The organism is Streptomyces catenulae, assembly GCF_000718015.1.
Classification (GTDB): domain Bacteria; phylum Actinomycetota; class Actinomycetes; order Streptomycetales; family Streptomycetaceae; genus Streptomyces; species Streptomyces catenulae.
In genome coordinates, this window is record NZ_JODY01000060.1 from 1 (window position 1) to 18,671 (window position 18,671).

The 18,671-nt window shown below is 72.4% G+C and carries 14 protein-coding genes; 6 read left to right on the plus strand and 8 right to left on the minus strand.

Annotation, left to right across the window (positions count from 1 at the left end; all coding sequences use genetic code 11):
• Positions 1-16 precede the first annotated feature (16 nt).
• From IF23_RS0130275 to IF23_RS0130305, 7 genes are all read right to left on the minus strand, one after another.
• Positions 17-1,594, minus strand: coding sequence for an APC family permease (locus tag IF23_RS0130275; protein WP_030289409.1), 1,578 nt, complete (start codon positions 1,592-1,594; stop codon positions 17-19).
• Positions 1,595-1,936: 342 nt separating this feature from the next.
• The gene (locus IF23_RS0130280; protein WP_030289410.1) at positions 1,937-3,436 is read right to left on the minus strand and encodes an aldehyde dehydrogenase family protein; all 1,500 of its coding nucleotides are present in this window, start codon (positions 3,434-3,436) and stop codon (positions 1,937-1,939) included.
• The gene (locus IF23_RS0130285) at positions 3,433-5,172 is read right to left on the minus strand and encodes an N-acyl-D-amino-acid deacylase family protein (RefSeq protein WP_030289411.1); all 1,740 of its coding nucleotides are present in this window, start codon (positions 5,170-5,172) and stop codon (positions 3,433-3,435) included. Before IF23_RS0130285 ends, IF23_RS0130280 begins: the two co-directional genes overlap by 4 nt.
• 180 nt (positions 5,173-5,352) lie before the next feature.
• On the minus strand, positions 5,353-6,480 hold the full coding sequence (locus tag IF23_RS0130290; RefSeq protein ID WP_030289412.1) for an LLM class flavin-dependent oxidoreductase: 1,128 nt from the start codon (positions 6,478-6,480) through the stop codon (positions 5,353-5,355).
• A gap of 196 nt (positions 6,481-6,676) precedes the next feature.
• Complete coding sequence (locus tag IF23_RS0130295; RefSeq protein WP_030289413.1) at positions 6,677-7,462, minus strand: SDR family NAD(P)-dependent oxidoreductase; 786 nt, start codon at positions 7,460-7,462, stop codon at positions 6,677-6,679.
• 102 nt (positions 7,463-7,564) lie between these two features.
• Positions 7,565-8,515, minus strand: a complete 951-nt coding sequence (locus tag IF23_RS0130300) for a TIGR03619 family F420-dependent LLM class oxidoreductase (protein ID WP_030289414.1) — start codon at positions 8,513-8,515, stop codon at positions 7,565-7,567.
• A 100-nt stretch (positions 8,516-8,615) separates the two neighbouring features.
• A complete protein-coding gene (locus tag IF23_RS0130305; RefSeq protein ID WP_051740003.1) occupies positions 8,616-8,834 on the minus strand; it encodes a hypothetical protein in 219 nt (72 codons plus the stop codon).
• A gap of 114 nt (positions 8,835-8,948) precedes the next feature.
• Between IF23_RS0130305 and IF23_RS0130310 the strand changes: the two genes are divergently transcribed.
• Together IF23_RS0130310 and IF23_RS0130315 are read left to right on the plus strand one after the other, a co-directional pair.
• Positions 8,949-9,491, plus strand: coding sequence for a GntR family transcriptional regulator (locus tag IF23_RS0130310; RefSeq protein ID WP_030289415.1), 543 nt, complete (start codon positions 8,949-8,951; stop codon positions 9,489-9,491).
• Positions 9,488-10,267: a GntR family transcriptional regulator gene (locus tag IF23_RS0130315; RefSeq protein ID WP_030289417.1), complete on the plus strand. Its 780-nt coding sequence runs from the start codon at positions 9,488-9,490 to the stop codon at positions 10,265-10,267. The genes IF23_RS0130310 and IF23_RS0130315 overlap by 4 nt, the downstream gene beginning before the upstream one ends.
• Positions 10,268-10,291: 24 nt before the next feature.
• Here IF23_RS0130315 and IF23_RS0130320 read toward each other — a convergent pair whose 3' ends face one another.
• A complete protein-coding gene (locus IF23_RS0130320; RefSeq protein ID WP_030289419.1) occupies positions 10,292-11,533 on the minus strand; it encodes an amidohydrolase family protein in 1,242 nt (413 codons plus the stop codon).
• A 481-nt stretch (positions 11,534-12,014) separates the two neighbouring features.
• On the opposite strand from IF23_RS0130320, the gene afsR reads away from it, so the two are divergent.
• The 4 genes from afsR to IF23_RS0130340 form a co-directional block, all read left to right on the plus strand.
• The gene (gene afsR / locus IF23_RS0130325) at positions 12,015-14,987 is read left to right on the plus strand and encodes an SARP-family global regulator AfsR (RefSeq protein ID WP_051740004.1); all 2,973 of its coding nucleotides are present in this window, start codon (positions 12,015-12,017) and stop codon (positions 14,985-14,987) included.
• 215 nt (positions 14,988-15,202) lie between these two features.
• On the plus strand, positions 15,203-15,478 hold the full coding sequence (locus IF23_RS0130330) for a hypothetical protein (protein WP_030289425.1): 276 nt from the start codon (positions 15,203-15,205) through the stop codon (positions 15,476-15,478).
• Positions 15,479-16,548: 1,070 nt separating this feature from the next.
• Positions 16,549-16,812 (plus strand): hypothetical protein, encoded by a 264-nt coding sequence (locus tag IF23_RS0130335; RefSeq protein WP_051740005.1) that lies wholly within the window; start codon positions 16,549-16,551, stop codon positions 16,810-16,812.
• A gap of 180 nt (positions 16,813-16,992) precedes the next feature.
• Positions 16,993-18,671 (plus strand): class I adenylate-forming enzyme family protein (locus IF23_RS0130340; RefSeq protein ID WP_078654368.1); only part of this gene is annotated, 1,679 nt, incomplete at its 3' end.

Sequence of the window (18,671 nt, forward strand, 5' to 3'; positions counted from 1 at the left end):
AGGGGCCCCCGCCCCCCTACTCCTCCACCACCAACGCCGGCGTCCCCCGAGTGAGCACGTCCCCCCGGAAGAACGCCGGGCTGCGCCGCTGCATGACGAGCATCAGCACGAAGCCGAGTACCAGCAGGCCCACCCCGATGACGAACACGGAGCCCACGCCGAACACCGAGCTGCCGGAGCCGTAGGCCGGGTTCCACATGTCGACCAGGGTCTTGGTGAAGACGGCGGTCAGCAGGATTCCGCCGAGGGTCGGGAAGACGCCCTTGAAGAACAGGTCGCGGGCGGAGGTGCGCAGGTCGCGGCGGAAGTACCAGGCGCAGGCGAAGGCCGTGATCGCGTAGTAGAAGCAGATCATGAGGCCGAGGGCGTAGATGGTGTCGATGAGGACGTTCTCGCTGAGCAGGCTCATCACGGCGTAGAAGAGGCCGGTGGCGATGCCCGCGGCGACGGTGGCGCGGCCCGGTGACCGGAAGCGCGGGTGGATGCGGGCGAAGGACGGCGGCAGCGCCTCGTACGCGCTCATCGCGAGGACGGTGCGGGCCACGGGGATGAACGTGGTCTGGAGGCTGGCGGCGGCCGAGGCGAGGACGGCGACGAAGAGCAGCACGCCGAGGGCGGTGCCCATGACGGGGTCGGCGAGGGCGGCGAAGACGTTGTCGGCGGTGTGCGGGTTGCCGAGTCCGGGGCCCTTGTCGCCGACGCCGGAGTACATCTGCGCGGCGATGGCGGTCAGCAGGTACGAGCCGATGAGGACGAGCATCGCGAGGAGGGCGGCGCGGCCGGGGGTCTTGGCGCTGCCGGCGGTTTCCTCGTTGACGGTCAGGCAGGCGTCCCAGCCCCAGAACATGAAGATCGAGAGGGAGAGTCCGGCCGTGAAGGCGGAGAAGGACTGGACGGCGAAGGGGTCGAGCCAGGTCCAGGAGAAGTGGAGGGATCCGGCGAATACGCCGGAGCGTGCCTTGACGACGGCCATGACGACGAAGACGGCGAGCACGGCGAGTTGGAGGCCGACGAGGGCGTACTGCACGCCTTTGGTGGCGGTCATGCCGCGGTAGCTGATGGCGGTGGCGACGGCGATGAAGGCGAGGCAGGTGAGGATGTGGGCGGCTTTGTTGCCGTCGAGGTCGGCGAGGGTCTGGCTGCCGGTGAGTTCGCCGAGCAGCAGGTAGAAGAACGAGGTGGCGACGCCGGCGAGGTTGGAGAGCACGATGATCGTCGCGATCACCAGGCCCCAGCCGCACATCCAGCCGATGCGGGGGCCGAACGCCTTGACGGTCCAGGTGAAGGAGGTGCCGCAGTCGGGGACCGCCTTGTTCAGCTCGCGGTAGGCGAAGGCGACCAGCAGCATCGGCAGGAACCCTGCCAGAAAGATGGCCGGCATCTGCAGGCCGACCTCTCCGGCGGTGGGGCCGAGGGTGGAGGTGAGGCAGTAGACGGGGGCGACGGTGGAGACGCCGATGACCGCGCTGCCGAGCAGGCCGACGGAGTTGCCGCTCAATCCCTTGCCGCGGGTGTCCGTGCGGGCTTCTCCGCCGGTGGTAGGGACGCTCGTTACCGTGTCTCCGGTCTGGGGCCGGGGGTCTACCTGAACCATGAACAGGACGTTAAGCGCTGCTGTTTCCGTATCCGGATGGCTGAAATCCGCTTATCGGTGACAGGGTGGCGCCTTCATTACGTAACCGCGTCCCGCATTTCGCTCATGTAATGGAATGAGGAATCCCGCTTGAACCTTCAAGTCCACGCTTCGGAGGTCATCCGGCCCGCCGTGCGGTAACCGCAGCACTGCCCGATTTACCCCTTTCAAAAATTTCCCGTCCGACTTCCGGACGCCTCCCGGCCACCCGGTGGCCGCCTCCGCACCACCGCCACCGGCCCACCCGGGAAAGCCGGTCGGCCGCCCCCGGGAGAGCCCGCCGACCGGCCCGCCCGGGGTGCCTCACCCCGTCCACACCACCGACTGCAGCTCGCTGTAGGCGTGCAGCGCGTACGAGCCGACGTCGCGGCCCACGCCGCTCTGTTTGAAGCCGCCGAACGGCGCCTCCATGTTGCGGCCCACGGTGTTGACGCCGACGCCACCGGCGCGCAGCCGCGCCGCCACCCGGAACGCCCGCGCCACGTCGCCGGACCAGACGTAGTCCAGCAGCCCGTAGTCGCTGTCGTTGGCGAGCGCCACCGCCTCCTCCTCGTCGTCGAAGGGCAGCACCACCACGACCGGGCCGAAGATCTCCTCCCGCACGATCCGCATCCCGGGCGCGCAGTCGGCGAAGAGCGCGGGCGCGACGTAGAAACCGCGCGCCGCGTCCGGGCCGTCCGGGCGCTCCCCGCCGGTGACCGGACGGGCGCCCTCCGTGCGGCCCAGGGCGAGATAGGACTCGACGCGGTCGCGGTGGGCGGCGGAGATGACCGGGCCGACGACGGTTCCGCGGGCCCGCGGGTCGCCGACGGGCAACCGGGCCGCGTGGCGGGCGAGGCGGTCCACCAGCCGGTCGTGGAGGGAGCGTTGGACGAGGACGCGGGTGGGGGCGGTGCAGATCTGGCCGCTGTAGAAGGAGAAGGTGGTGCCGATCCCGGCGACGGCGGCGTCCAGCCCGGCGTCGTCGAGGTCGTCGAAGACCAGCGCGGCGCCCTTGCCGCCCAACTCCATGAGCTGGCGTTTCATGCCGCGGCCGCACTCCTCGGCGATGGTGCGGCCGACGGCGGTGGAGCCGGTGAAGCTGACCATGTCGGTCTCCGGCGCCGCCACCGCCGCCGCGCCCACCTCCGCCGAGGTGCCGGAGACGACGTTGACGACACCGGGCGGCGCCCCCGCCTCGTCCAGCGCCTCCTGGAGCGTCTCGGCCAGCCGGTAGACGGAGAGCGGGTCCTGCGGGGCGGGTTTGACGACGACGGTGTTGCCCATGGCCAGCGCCGGGGCGATCTTCCCGGCGGGGTTGGCCCAGGGGTTGTTGTACGAGGTGATGCAGGCGACGACGCCGACCGGGCGGCGGGCCGCGTAGGCGCCGACGACCGCGGCGCGTCCCATCGGTCCGGCCGGGTTGACCTGCGGCGGCAGCGGGGTCTCGACGGGTTCCAGCGCGCCGCGGGCGTACCGCGCGAAGCGGGCCGCGGCCACGCCGACCTGCATCCCGCGGGCGGTGGCGGTGGTGGCGCCGCTCTCCCGTTGGGCGAGGTCCGCGTACGGGACGAGGCGTTCGCGCAGCAGCCGGGCGGTGTGGTCGAGGACGCGGGCGCGGAGTTCGGGGGTGGTGCGTGACCAGGGGCCGAAGGCTTCGCGGGCGGCCTCGGTGGCGGCGCGGACCTGTGCGGTGCTCGCCTCGGGGGCCCGGCCGACGATCTCCTGGGTGGCCGGGTCGAGGACGTCGTGGTGGCCGCCGTCGGGCTCGGTCCACCGGCCGCCGATGAAGAGCCGCTGCTCGGCCCGTCCGGTGGCGCTCACCGGGTGCTCACGGTGGCGGTGTGGCGGCCGGAGCGCAGGACGGTGCCGGGTACGGCGCCGGTGACGGTGTCGTCGCGGAGGGTTTCGACGCCGTTGACGCGGACGCTGACGATGCCCTGGGCCTGGGAGTCGAGGCGAGGGCTGTCGCCGGGCAGGTCGTGGACGAGGGTGGCGGGTCCGGCGTCGACGGTGTCGGGGTCGAGGAGGACGAGGTCGGCGTGGTGGCCCTCGGCGATGCGGCCGCGTCCGCGCAGGCCGAAGAGGCGGGCGGGGTCGTCGGTGAGCATCCGGACGGCTTCCTCCAGGCCGACGAGTTTCCGGCCGCGCAGGCAGTCGCCGAGGAAGCGGGTGGTGTAGGGGGCGCCGCACATCCGGTCGAGGTGGGCGCCGGCGTCGGAGCCGCCGAGGAGGACGTCCTCGTGGCGCCAGGTCTCGCGGCGCAGTGCCCAGCTGGCGGGGTCGTTGTCGGTGGGCATCGGCCACAGGACGGTGCGCAGGTCGTCGTGGGCGCAGATCTCGACGAGGCAGTGGAAGGGGTCCTGGCCGCGTTCGGCGGCGATGTCGCGGACGACGCGGCCGCCGAGTCCTTCGTTGGCGGCGGAGTAGGTGTCGCCGATGACGTAGCGGTCGAAGTCGGCGAGGCGGCGGAAGACACCGGCTTCCTCGCTGTGGGCGTGGCGGAGCAGGGTGGCGCGGACGTCGGGGTCGCGGAGTTCGGCGATGCGTTCGGGGCGGGGCAGGCCGAGGACGTCGCCCCAGCCGGGGATGAGGTTGAGGGCGCAGAACGTGCCGAGGGACATGTTCATGGGGGTGAGGATCGGCATGGTGAGGGCGACGATGCGGCCACCGGCGGCGCGGGCGCGGGCGCTGGGGAGGAGTTGGCGGGGGACGCGGTCGGGGACGGCGGCGTCGATGGTGAGGACGTTCCAGTTGAGGGGGCGTCCGGCGGTGGTGGTCATGGCGACGAGGAGGTCGATCTCGTCGTCGTCGAAGCGGTCGAGGCAGCCGGAGACGATGGCTTCTATCTGGGTTCCTTCGTGTTCTCCGACGGCGCGGCAGAGGGCGAGGAGTTCGTCGCGGTCGGCGTGGCGGGAGGCGACGGGGGCGCCGTCGCCGTCGGAGTGGGTGGCGGACTGGGTGGTGGACAGGCCCCAGGCTCCGGCGTCCATGGCGTCGTGGAGGAGGGTGACCATGGCGTCGAGTTGGCCGGGGGTGGGGTGGCCGCCGATGGCGTCGGGGCCCATGACGTGGCGGCGCAGGGCGCAGTGGCCGACCATGAATCCGGCGTTGACGGCGGTGCGGCCTTCGAGGGCGTCGAGGTAGTCGCCGAAGCCGTGCCAGTCCCAGGGGGCGCCTTCTTCGAGGGCGACCAGGGACATGCCTTCGACCTTGCTCATCATGCGGCGGGTGTAGTCGGCGTCGCCGGGCCGGTCGGGGTGGAGCGGGGCGAGGGTGAAGCCGCAGTTGCCCCCGGCGACGGTGGTGACGCCGTGGTTGAGGGACGGGGTGGCGTAGGGGTCCCAGAAGAGTTGGGCGTCGTAGTGGGTGTGCGGGTCGACGAATCCGGGGGTGAGGACGAGTCCGGTGGCGTCCTCGGTGGTGCGGGCGGGTTCGGTGACGGTGCCCGGTGGGGCGACGGTGGCGATGCGGCCGTCCTTGATGCCGACGTCGGCGAGGTGGCGGGGGGCGCCGGTGCCGTCCACGACGGTGGCGCCCTGGATGAGGTGGTCGAGCATGGCGGTTCCCTTCTCGTCTTACGGGTCGTCGTACGTCGTCGTACGCCGTCGTACGGGTCGTACGAGGGGGCGCGCGGGTGCGGTGGTCGCGCCGGGCGGCGGTGGGCCGCGGGGCCGGGTGCCGGGCCCGGGTGCCGGGCCGAGTACCGGGCCGGGTGCCGGGGGCCCGCGGCCGTTCCGTCAGGCGCCGCCCGCCTGGCGGAAGCGTGTCGTCCGGTGTACCGGGTCGGTGTCGATCCGCGGGATGACGTGTTCGCCGATGAGCTGGATGGAGGTGAGGGTGTCCTCCCGGCTGATGCCGATGGGCAGGCCGAAGGAGAGCTGGTCGGCGCCTGCCGCCTCCCAGCGGCGGCACTGGGCGAGGACCTCGTCCGGGTCGCCGCAGATCATCAGCTCCTCGGCGATCAGCAGCTCGATCAGTTCCTCGGTGTAGTCGGGGAGCAGTTCGGGCCAGGCGGGGATGCCGTCGGGGCGCGGGAAGGTGTCGTGGTAGCGGAAGAGCAGCGACTGGAGGTAGTTGAGCCCGCCGCCCACCGCGATCTGTACGGCCTTCTCATGGGTCTCGGCGCAGATGGCGGTGGAGGTCACCATGACGTTGTCGTTGACGAAGTCCCCGACCGGCTCGGCGTCCTTGACGGCGCTCTTGTACGAGTCGACGACCCACTCCATGTCGGCGACCTTCTGCACGCTGAACCCGAGGACGCCGAGTCCCTTGCGGGCGGCCATCGCGTACGAGGAGGGGGATCCGGCGGCGTACCACATGGCGGGGTGGGAGGGTCCGTACGGCTTGGGGAGGATCTTGCGGGGCGGGAGTTGCCAGTGTTTGCCCTGGAATCCCTGGTACTCGTCCTGGAGCCACATCTTGGGGAATTCCGCGATGGTCTCCTCCCACAGCTCCTTGGTGTGGTTCATGTCGGTGACGCCCGGTAGGAAGCCGAGGATCTCGTGGCTGCCCGCGCCGCGTCCGGAGCCGAATTCGAAGCGTCCGCCGGAGAGGTGGTCGAGCATGGCGACCTTCTCGGCGACCTTGACGGGGTGGTTCACCGGGGCGAGGGGGTTGAAGATCCCCGAGCCTAGGTGGATGCGTTCGGTGGCGTGGGCGAGGTAGCCGAGGAAGACGTCGTTGGCGGAGAGGTGGGAGTACTCCTCCAGGAAGTGGTGTTCGGAGGCCCAGGCGTACTTGAAGCCGGAGCGGTCCGCCTGGATGACGTACTCCGTCTCCTCGATCAGCGCGTGGTGCTCGGCCTCGGGGTCGACCGCGGCGCGCGCGGCGGGGACGTAGCCCTGTACGAAGATCCCGAATTCCACGGGGGTTCACCGTCCTTACGTCTCTTCCGACGCCGCTTCGCGAGGACGCCGCTGGGTGACGGGGCGTGCGGGTGGCTCAGCATTTCTGACGCATCGTCAGATAAACGGGCCTGCGCAGACTGTTCCACCGGCACCGCCAGGGGTCAATAGCTGATGGAGCGTCAGATACGGCGCCGGGAGCCACCCCGCGACCGGCTCATCCGAGGCCGACACCCGCCAGCCAGCCGCCGTCCACGACGAACGGCTGCCCGGTGATGTACGACGAGTCGTCGCAGGTCAGGAAGAGCGCCAGCCGGGCCACCTCCTCGGGCCGCCCGATCCGGCCCAGCGGCACCAGCTTCCGGTAGAGCGCCTCCACCGCCCGCGCCGACGCCTCCGGGTCGGCGTCCGGGTCGAGCGCCGCCGGATTGGTCATCGCCGTGTCCACCGCCCCCGGGCACACCGCGTTCACCCGGATCTTCCGGTCCGCCAGCTCCAGCGCGGCGACCCGGGTCAGCCCCAGCACGGCATGCTTGCTCGCCGCGTAGGCGCCGACGTAGGCCATACCGGTCACCCCCGTGTACGAGGCGGTGTTGACGATGGTGCCGCCGCCCGCCGCGGCGATCTCGGGCGCGACGGTACGGATCCCGAGGAAGCAGCCGACCTGGTTGACCTGCACCACCTCCAGGAACTCCGCCAGCGGTGTGGCGGTCAGCGCGTTGAACCGCAGGATCCCGGCGTTGGCGACCAGCCCGTCGATCTTCCCGAAGGCGTCCTTGGCCGCCGCCACGGCAGCCACCCAGTCGTCCTCCCGCCTGACGTCCAGGTGCACATACCGCGCGGTGTCCGCGCCCAGCTCCTCGGCGAGCGCCGCCCCGGACTCGTCCAGCACGTCCCCGATCACCACCCGCGCCCCCTCGGACGCGAACAGCCGCGCCTCCTGCTCGCCCTGCCCGCGCGCCGCCCCGGTGATGACGACGACCCGCCCGTCCAACTTGCCCATGCCCAGCCCCTCATGTGGATGCGTCGATGGATCCGTGCGTGGCCCCGCACACGGCGCGCCCGCCCGGACGGCACCCGGCCGCCGCGCGGAACGGCCCGCCCCTCACTCCCCCAACAGCGGCGCGACCTCCGTCCCGAACGCCGCCATCTGGTCCGTCAGCTCCTCCGGCCCCCGGCAGCGGAACCGCACCTGGATCTGGTCGACGCCCATCTCCCGGTACTCCCGCAGCGACGCGGCGATCCGCTCGGGCGCCCCGCTCAGCGTCCGGCGCCCGACGTCCCACCCGGGCGCGCCGACGTACAGCGGCTCGGCGATCGCCCCGATCTCCGCGGGCTCCACCACCCCGGCGGCCTCCCGCAGCCCCTTCAACACCCCGATTTTCTCCCGGAGTTGGGGACGTCGATCGCCCTGCGGGAGCCACCCGTCGCCCCGTTCCGCGGCCCGCCGTACCGCCGCGGGCGACGAGCCGCCCACCCACACCGGTGGCCGCGGCGTCTGCACCGGGCGCGGCGCCTGCCCCAGGTCCGAGAAGGCGAACCGCTCCCCCGCGAACGCGACGAACTCCTCCGGTCCCAGCGCCGCCTTCAGCGCGTCCACCGTCTCGTCCAGCACCGCCCCGCGCCGCGCGAAGTCCACCCCGAGCGCCTCGAACTCCTCCTGGACGTGCCCGGCACCCACCCCGATGATCAGCCGCCCGCCCGAGAGCCGGTCGAGCGTGGCGAACTGCTTCGCCGACAGCAGCGGATGCCGCAGCCCCACCACCGCGACATGGCTGAGCAGCCGGACCCGCTCGGTGACCGCCGCCAGATGCGCGAGCGTGGCCACCGGGTCGTACCAGACCGTCCCCATCGCCCCGGCCAGCCGCCGCGGGATCGCCACATGCTCACAGCAGGCGACATACGCGAACCCGTACGCATCCGCCGCCCGCGCCACCGCCACCAACTCCCCCGGCCCCGCCCCCGCCTCCCACCCCTCCGCGAACACCCCACTCTGCGCCTGCACCGGCAACTGCATCCCATACGCCAACCGCCCCTCGGGCAGCACCCGCACCATCCCGCACCTCAAATCTGATGGGTCGTCACATCACAACGGTGCGGCAATGGTGGGCGCTCCACGCCCACCGGGCAAGAGGCCGACCGGAACAGCCGGAGCCTCAACCACCCGCCCGATCGACGCCCCCGCCATCCGCCCCCTCGCCAGGATCCGCGCCTTCCCGCCCTCGACCTTCGGCGATACGGCTGACACAGCGCAGCGCCTCGGCCAGTTGGCTCGCGAGGAACCGAAGCTCGACCCCGGTGACCCGACGGTCACCGAGCAGCGCATCCGCATGATCGAGCAACTCCGCCGCCATCCCGAGCTGCATCTCTTCCACCCCATCCGCCACCCGCGAGACAAGCCCCTTGCGGCACGGAAAGTGGCGGCCGGTGCGACGGGAGAGGCACCGTGTACGCGGAGCCCGGAGACCGCCGACGACCAGGAGGACGCCATGGAGAGCAGCGAGTGGGTCAGCACCTCGATGCCGTACCTCGCCCCCGGGGAGAAGGGCCGTCCCGATCCGTGGACCGCCGAGACCGCCGCCGCGGGGCGCCGCGGGCGGCAGCGCATCGTCCATGCCGGGGAGATCGCCGCCCCGCCGGAGATCGCGGAGCCGCTGGGGCTCGCAGCGGGCGCGGAGGTGGTCGTGCGGCGCCGGATGATGTACCTCGACGACATCCCCTGCGAGGTGACCGACTCGTACTACCCCGCCTCGCTCGCCCGCGGCACCCGCCTCGCGGGCACCGCCAAGATCCCCGGCGGCGCGGTCGCCCTCCTTGCCGAACTGGGCCACGCCGGAGCCCGTGTCCGCGAGGACGTCACCGCCCGCATGCCCACCTCCGAGGAGCGTGCCGCGCTGGACATCGGGCCGGACACACCCGTACTCCACATGACCCGGGTGACCTTCGACGACCGGGACCGGCCGTTCCAGGTCGACAGCATGGTGATGCCCGCCGGGCGCCAGCGACTCCGCTACGAGAGGACGATCGGATGACCGGGCCGACAGCCGAAGGGGAGGGCCACGACCGGCGTGCCCTGCACGAGCGGATCGCCGCCGACCTTCGCGACGACATCATGAGCGGCAACCTCGCACCGGGCGCGAAGCTGCCGTCGACCACGCAGCTCAAGGCACGTTTCGACGCCTCGAACGCCACGATCCAGAAGGCGCTCGGGCTCCTCAAGGGCGAGCGTCTCGTCGTCGGTCGGGCGGGCGCGGCGGTGACCGTCCGCGAACACCGGCAGCGGACGGTCCGGCCCGCCGCCTCCCTGAATCCGGCCGGCCCCGGCGAGCCCTACCGCTGGCTCACCGAGGCACACCGGGGCGAGACACCGGCACGCAGCGAACTCCTGGAAGTCGCGGAAGCCGTACCGCCCGGCGATGTCGCGGAGGCGCTGGGACTGCCCGACGGCGGCACGGCCCTGCTGCGTCGCCAGATACTCCTGATCGACGGCGAACCGGCCGAACTCGTCCTGTGCTTCTACCCGCCGGACCTCGCGAAGGGGACCGCACTGGCCGGGCGCCGCCGCATCATGGGCGGATCCCCGACGCTCCTGGCCGAGTTGGGCCATCCGCCCGCCCTCAGCGTCGACCGTGTCTCCGCGCGCATCCCCACCCAAGAGCAGTACGAAGCGCTCAAGCTCCCGGGACATCTGCCCGTGCTCCGGACGCTCCGCACCGTCCACAGCGCCGACGGGCGCCCCGTGGAGGCGACCGTCATGATCAAGGCAGGCCACCTCTACGAGCTTCGGTACGAGTTCACACCGAGCTGAGACCGACGCCCCGCAGGCCCCCACTCACCCCCGCCCCGCCGACTCCCCCCACAACCCCTCCGCCGTCAGTCCCAGGAGTTCGATCGCGTTGCGCCGGACCAGGCGTTCCACCACGTCCGCCGGTAGGTGGCCCATCTGTTCCTCGGCGACCTGGCGGGAGCGGGGCCAGGTGGAGTCGGAGTGCGGGTAGTCGGTCTCGTAGAGGACGTTGCCGACGCCGATCGCGTCGAGGTTCTTCAGGCCGAAGGCGTCGTCGAAGAAGCAGCCGTGGACGTGGCCGGCGAAGAGTTCGGAGGGCGGGCGGAGGACCTTCTCCGCGACGCCGCCCCAGGCGCGGTTCTCCTGCCAGACGATGTCGGCGCGCTCCAGGATGTACGGGATCCAGCCGATCTGGCCCTCGGCGTACATGATCCGGAGGTTCGGGAAGCGGTCGAACTTGCCGCTCATCAGCCAGTCGACCATCGAGAAGCAGCAGTTGGCGAAGGTGATGGTGGAGCCGACGGCGGGCGGGGCGTCGGCGGAGGTGGACGGCATCTTCGAGGAGGAGCCGATGTGCATGGCGACGACCGTGCCGGTCTCGTCGCAGGCGCGCAGGAACGGGTCCCAGTGGTCGGTGTGGATGCCGGGCAGTCCGAGGTGCGGGGGGATCTCGCTGAAGCAGACGGCGCGGACGCCGCGGGCGGCGTTGCGGCGGACCTCGGCGGCGGCGAGTTCGGGGTCCCAGAGCGGGATGAGGGTGAGCGGGATCAGCCGTCCGTGTGACTGCGGACCGCACCATTCCTCCACCATCCAGTCGTTGTAGGCGCGCACCCCCAGCAGCCCCAGTTCGCGGTCCTTGGCCTCGGTGAACGTCTGGCCGCAAAAGCGCGGGAAGGTGGGGAAGCAGAGGGCGGACTGGACGTGGTTGACGTCCATGTCGGCGAGCCGCTCGGGGACGCTGAACGACCCGGGGCGCATCTGCTCGTAGGTGATGCCTTCGAGGCGTATCTCGTCGCGGGCGTAGCCGACGGCGGTGTCGAGGCGGGTCAGCGGGCGGTGCAGGTCCTCGTAGACCCACCAGTCGGCCTGTGGGCCGTCGCCGCCGGGGGTGCCCATCTTCGGGGCGAACTTCCCGCCCACGAAGGTCATCCGCTCGACGGGGGCGCGCACGATCCGCGGTCCGGTGTCGCGGTACTTCGCGGGGAGTCGGTCCTGCCACACCCCGGGCGGCTCCACCGTGTGGTCGTCCACCGAGATGATCTGGGGAAGGGTCTCGTGGGTCTCCATGAGGGGTACGGTAACGCCGATCTGACGGATCGTCAGTAACTGTGGAGGGGTGGAACCGCGACCACAGGCGGGTGCGCACACGGCGTCCGGCGGGTTACGTTGTGCAGTCGCGCGATCCGATCCCGTAAGGGTGAGGAATTCCGTGCCCCGGAGGCACGGCGTACGACGTGCGAACAACCGGTGAAGAAGTGGCATGGGCATGCATAGATCGGGCGAGGCGGGGCGGAAGCGGAGAGAAGGTGGAGGGGCGCGGCGCACGGCGGTTCGCAGTGCGCGCCCTCGCGCGAGGGGCGCGTCCGGCGGAGCGCGGCGCTCCGCACCGACGGAGCCCGCTCCGGCGCGGCTCCCGTCGGCCGAGGAGGGTTTGTGGACGGTCCGGCCCCCTACTGACGCGGGCCACCGGGACAAGGCAGACTGACCGTTGCGCACACGGCGGAACGGCACCATCACAGCACAGAGACGGCAGGGGCAGGGGGTCACCATGGTCGACGGTCCGGGACAGAGGCGGGAGCGACTGCGCTTCACCGTGCTCGGTCCCGTGCGGGCGTGGCGCGGTGAGCACAAGCTGGCGGCCGGGTCACCGCAGCAACGGGCACTGCTCGCCGCGCTGCTGCTGCGCGGCGGACACACCGCCACCGCCGCCGAACTCGTCGACGCCCTCTGGGGCGAGGAACCGCCGCACGCCGCACTCGCCGCCCTGCGCACCTACGCCTCCCGCATCCGCAAGACCCTGGGGGACGACGCCGATCTGCTGGTCAGCGAGTCGGGCGGCTATGCGATCCGCACGGCCGACGGAGCGCCGCTCGACCTCGACCACGACCACGCCGAGCAGTACGCCGCCGAGGCGGAGAAGGCCAAGGCCGCCGGTGACCGCTGCCGCGCCCGGCAACTCCTCGACGACGCGCTGGCCCTGTGGGACGGCGAACCGCTCGCCGGACTGGGCGGCCCGTATGCCGAGAACCAGCGCACCCGCCTCGACGAATGGCGCCGCTCGCTCCTGGAGTCCCGCCTGGAGCTGGAGCTGGAGCTGGGCCACCACGCCGAAGCCGTCTCCGAGCTGACCTCGCTCACCGCCGCGCACCCGCTCCGCGAGCGCCTGCGGGAGCTGCTGATGCTCGCGCTGTACCGCAGCGGTCGGCAGGCCGAGGCCCTCGCCGTCTACGCCGACACCCGCCGCCTCCTCTCCGAGGAACTGGGCGTCGACCCGCGCGCCTCCCTCTCCGAACTCCAGCAGCGCATCCTGCGCGCCGACCCGGACCTGGACGCGACCGCCGCACCCGGCACCGAGCCCGGCACGGGCGAGCCGATCCTGCTGCGCCCGCAGCAACTCCCGGCCACCGTCCCGGACTTCACCGGCCGCACCGCCTTCGTCTCGGAGCTGAGCGAACAGCTCGCCACCGCCGAGGGCCACATCATGGCGGTCTCCGCGGTCGCCGGTATCGGCGGCGTCGGCAAGACCACCCTCGCCGTGCACGTCGCCCACGCCGCCCACCACCGCTTCCCGGACGGCCAGCTCTACGTCGACCTCCAGGGCGCCGGGAGCACCCCCGTCGAGCCGGAGGCCGTCCTCGGCGCCTTCCTGCGCGCCCTGGGCACCCCGGAGACGTCCATCCCGGACGGACTCGACGAACGCGCCGCGCTCTACCGCTCCACCCTCGCCGGGCGCCGCATCCTCGCGCTGCTCGACAACGCCCGCGACGCCGCCCAGGTCCGCCCGCTGCTGCCCGGCACCGAGGGCTGCGCCGCGCTGATCACCAGCCGCACCCGCATGATCGACCTCGCCGGGGCGCAACTCATCGACCTGGACGTGATGAGCCCGGAGGAGGCGTTCACCCTCTTCACCCGGATCGTCGGCGAGGAGCGGGTCAACGCCGAGCGCGAGGCGTCCATGGACGTCGTCGGCGCCTGCGGCTTCCTGCCGCTCGCCATCCGTATCGCCGCCTCCCGGCTGGCGGCCCGCCGCACCTGGACCGTCGCCTTCCTCGCCCGCAAGCTCGGCGACGAGCGCCGCCGCCTGGACGAGCTGCGCGCCGGGGACCTCGCGGTCAAGGCCACCTTCGAGCTGGGCTACGGCCAGCTGGAGCCGCAACAGGCCCGCGCCTTCCGGCTGATGGGCCTCGCCGACGGCCCCGACCTCTCGCTCGCCGCGGCCGCCGCACTGCTCGGCATGGACCTCGACACCACCGAGGACCTGCTCGAATCCCTCGTCGACACCTCCCTGCTGGAGTCCGCCGCCCCGGGGCGGTACCGCTTCCACGACCTGGTGCGGCTCTACGCGCGTTCCTGCGCCGAACGGGACGAGCAGCCGCCGGAGGAGCGGGACGCGGCCCTCTCCCGGCTGCTGGACTTCTACCTGGCGACCGCCATCCGGATGTACGCGCTGGAGCGGCCCGGCGACGCCCTCGTCACCCAGGTGGAGACGCCGCACTACCCGGGCCTCGACTTCGCCGACCGCGCCGAGGCGCTGACCTGGCTGTTCAGCGAGACCCACTGCATCATCCCCTGCGCCCTCCAGCACACCGGCCCCACCGGACTGCGGCGCGCCGTCGACCTGCTGCTGCTCACCCGCGACACGGCCGAATCCGGCGCCAACAACCGGCAGTACGAGCAGGCCAACCACGTCCTGCTGGCCGCCGCGCTGGAGGCCGACGACCAGCGCGCCGCCGGGCGGGTCCACTGGTCGCTCACGCCGATCTGCACCCAGTTCGGACGGCTCACCGAAGCCGATGAACACGCCAAGCTGGCCACGCTGCTCGGGCTGGCGGCGGGCGACCCGTTCTCCTCGTCCAACGGCCCCAACGACCGCGGCATCATTGCCAGCATCCGCCACCAGCACGAGGAGGCGGAGGCGTACCTCAACCAGGCGCTCTTCGCCTTCCAGGAGAACAAGAGCAAGCAGTCCGAGGCCAGCGCGCTGTGCAACCTCTCCCGTGTCCACCTGGACACCGGGCGCATCGACAGCGCCATCCGCCTCGCCCGACAGGGCATCAGCTGCTATCGGGAGGCCGGGGCCACCCGCCGCCTCGGCAACGGCATGTACGCCCTGGGCATGGCACTCACCCTGGCCGGGCAACTGGACGAGGCCTCGGAACAGCTGTTCGCCGCGCTGGTCATCTTCCGGGACAGCCGCCAGCGGTTCTGGGAGGCGATGGCGTATCTGCGGCTCGCCGAGGTCGATCTCGCCGCGCACCGCCCGACCAGCGCCGCCGACCACGCCGAGCAGGCGCTGGCCGCGCTGCGCGGGATCGGCGGCCGACGCTGGCGGGCGGAGGTGCTGCGTACTCTGGGGCACGCCCTCGACCAGATCGGGCACACCGGCCGGGCGAAGGTCTGCTGGCAGGAGGTCGTCTCCATCCACGAGCAGCTGGGTCTGCCCACCGACGGCCCGGTGCCTCACCCGGTGCCCGGGAACGCCGCCGGGCAGCCGTTGATCCCCTCCGCGATCGTCGCGTAACCGCAGGTCAGGGGCTTCGCCTCGGGCGTTTATCGATCGTTCATCGCCACCCGGCACTCTCATGGATGCCGGTCCGCCGCCTCGGGGGGCAAGCGGCTCGGCGCCCATGGCCCCACCACTACGGTGTCCGGCCCTGGTCTGCTCGTCCGGCAACCCACGGGGGAGTTGCCGGCCGAGTGGGTTCATCAGCGCCCACACACAGGAGTTGAGCCACCATGACCACGCAGCATCCGCAGCACGGAGACGGCAACGACACCGTGCGCCCGATGGACAGCCACCGACCCATCCGTCCGCTGGACAGCCACCGACCGATCCTGCCCATGGACAGCCACCGCCCCGTCCAGGCGAGGGACACGGCCGAGACCGTCCAGACCCGGGACAGCCACCGTCCGGTCATCGACGCCGCGACGGCTACCGACCGCCCGGCTGCGACCGATGGCGGCATCGAGACGAAGGACAGCCACCGTCCGATCGCCGAGCCGAAGCACTGAGCCACGGTGAGGCGCCGTAGGTGTCGCGTCGTACCGTCCACCGGACGCGACGCCCACGGCGCACCCGCCGAGGGCCGGTTCCCTCACGGCACGCCCTGAGGGAACCACGGCCCGCAGATGCCGAGGTACGGCGGCACGGCGTACTCCCGACGGGGGAGAGCCGGGTGAACGCGCCGCCGTACGGCATCAGGGGGGAAGGTCCGGTCCACGGGCCCCGGGGGGGATCGGGGCGCCGACGGAACGGACCATGGGGGGGGCCGGGCTCGGGGGAGGGCCCGGTACGTCGGTGGCGGCCAGGCCGGGGGATGGCCCGGCTGCCGCTGACGGGGAACTGCACCGCTGCGGACCGGCGGTGCGGTGGCAAGGGGGGCGGGATCCGGGCCTGTCGGCTCGAATCCCGTAGGGCTCGCCCGTGGGGGACGGCCCGTACGGATCACTCCGTACGGATCGCCCCCCGGGCCGAGGCCCGTCAGTTCCGGGGCCTTCCGGGGCCCATGGGCCGTGAGGCCCGAGGGGGGCAAGACGTCCGGGCGGGCGGCACCTGGGGAGGGGCCGACCGTTCCGGGCGCCCGGCGCCACCGTGCGCCGGGCACGATCGGGGGATCGTGGCGGCCGGTTTCGATGACGTAATCAGGGGAGCCATCGAAACCGGCCGCACCCGTACGGGGCCCGCGCGGAACCGCAGCGGGGATCGGGTACCGGAATCGGGTACCAGGCTCGGTTACCGGGCTCGGGAGAGCGTCCCGGCGCACGGCCGCAGGTCCGCCGGACCACGCCCTCGTAGCCATAGCGCCCGACTGCTTCCGGCCATGCCGAAATGCGAGGCGGAGCAGGTCCGTTCCGGCCGATCCGCGGGCGCATCGGTGCGGGTGCAACGGCCTGGATGGCGGCTGGACAGGAGTGGAGGCGGAGCCTCCCGCTCCTCCAAGGGGCCGTCAACTCGCATGTTTTTTAGGCAACTTCCTAGGATTTTGTCGAACATCTGGCTGACAAGGGGCTACGGTCGTCTGGTCAGGCACGGTTCACACAAGGGAACGTTCCCGTACGGATCCCTCTATCTTGGAGCTGGCATGAACCGCATCACGCGCACCCTGGTCACGGCCGCCTTCGGCGCCACCGCGCTCGGCATCGCAGCCTCCCCCGCTCTGGCCGACAGCAACATCCCGGCGCCGCCCGCGACCTTTGACAGCAACATCCCGTTCGCCCCGGCGGACAGCAACATCCCGGTGGCTCCGAAGGACAGCAACATCCCGGTGGCCCCGGCCGACAGCAACATCCCGGTCGCGCCCGGCACCTTCACCGCGGCCGACAGCAACATCCCCCTGGCCCCGTAGGGCCACGCCCTTACGGCGTCCATCCGGCGGCCGGCCCCGCGCCCGTAAGGGATCCGCGGGCGCCGGCCGCGGCCGTTCCCGGCGAGCGTGTACCCCCTCCGGGTCGGCCTGAATATAGACCTGACGGTCCATCAGTTCTACGCTTGGCGCCCCGCACCGTCCCCGTGGCCAGGAGGCGCCGTGTTCGAGTCCGGTCGTGTGCAGACGCTCTGGGAACTGGTCGAGTACCGCGCGGGAGCCTCCCCCGGCGCACCCATGTTCTTCGACGCCGAGGGACGGCGGATCACCTTCGCGCAGGCGCGGGAGGCGGCCCTGCGGGTGGCCGCCGGGCTGTGGGAGCAAGGTGTGCGGGCCGGTACGCGGGTGGCCTGGCAGCTGCCGACGCGGATCGGCACGGTGCTCGTCTCGCTCGCGCTGGCCCGGCTCGGGGCGGTGCAGATACCGGTGCTCCATCTGCTGCGGGAGCGGGAGGTCGGCTTCATCCTCGCCGAATCGGCCGCCGCGTTCGTCCTCGTCCCCGGGGTGTGGCGCGGCACCGACTTCACGGCGCGGGCGCGGGCGGTGGCCGGGGCGGGGGTCCGGGTGCTGACGGCCGCCGAGGAGGAGAGTTCCGGCGGGCCGGGGCGCGGGGTCGGGGCGCCGAGCGGCGGTCCCGGGCGGGAGTTCGGGCTGCCGACCGGGGACCCCGGGGTGCTGCCCCCGCCCCCGGCGCCGCCGCTGCCGGGGACCGCGGCGCCCACCGCCTGGATCTACTACACGTCCGGGACGACCGCCGCGCCCAAGGGCGTCGAGCACACCGACGCGACGCTGATCGCCGGAGGGTTCGGGCTGGCCACGGCGCTCGGGATGACGGCGGACGACATCGGATCGATCGCGTTCCCGTACGCCCATATCGCCGGTCCTGACTACCTCGTCGCGATGCTGGCCGGAGGCTTCCCCGCCGTGGTGCTGGACGCCTTCCGGCCGGATGCGGCGGCGGCCGTCTACCGGCGGTACGGCGTGACCATGGCGGGCGGCAGCACCGCGTTCTACCAGGCGTTTCTCGATGCGTCCCGGCACCGGCGGCAGGAGCGGCCGGACGCCGGTCCGCTCCTGCCCTCGCTGCGGCTGCTCTCCGGCGGCGGGGCGCCGCTGCCTGCGGAGCTGTACGCGGAGACCGTCGCGGAGCTGGGGTGCGCGCTGGTGCACGGCTACGGGATGACGGAGTGCCCCATGATCACGATGGGCACACCGTACGACCGGGACGAGCAGCTGGCGCGGACGGTGGGGCGGCCCGTCGCGGGCGCGACGGTGCGGATCGTCCGGCCGGACGGCGCCGCAGCCGCGACCGGGGAGAGCGGCGAGGTGCGGGTCAAGGGGCCGATGCTCTTCCGGCGGTACACCGATCCGGCGCTGACCGCCGCGGCGTTCGACGCGGACGGGTACTTCCGCACCGGCGACCTCGGCCATCTGCGCCCCGACGGGCACCTCGTGCTCACCGGGCGCCTCAAGGACATCATCATCCGCAAGGGCGAGAACATCTCGGCGCAGGAGGTCGAGGAGTTGGTACGGACGTATCCGGGGGTCGCCGAGGCGGCGGTGATCGGGCTGCCGGACCGCTCCCGCGGCGAGCGGGTGTGCGCCGTCGTCACCCTCGCCCCCGCCGCCGCACCGCCCACCCTGGCCGCGCTGACCGCGCATCTGCGGGCGGCGGGCCTGATGACGCAGAAGCTCCCGGAACAGCTGGAGATCGCCGATGCGCTGCCCCGGGGCGGCCCCCTGTCCAAGGTCCTGAAGACGGCGCTGCGGGAGCGGTATGGGGAGCGGTGTGGGGACTGTCTCTTATACACATCTGACGCTGCCGACGATACTCCTTGTGT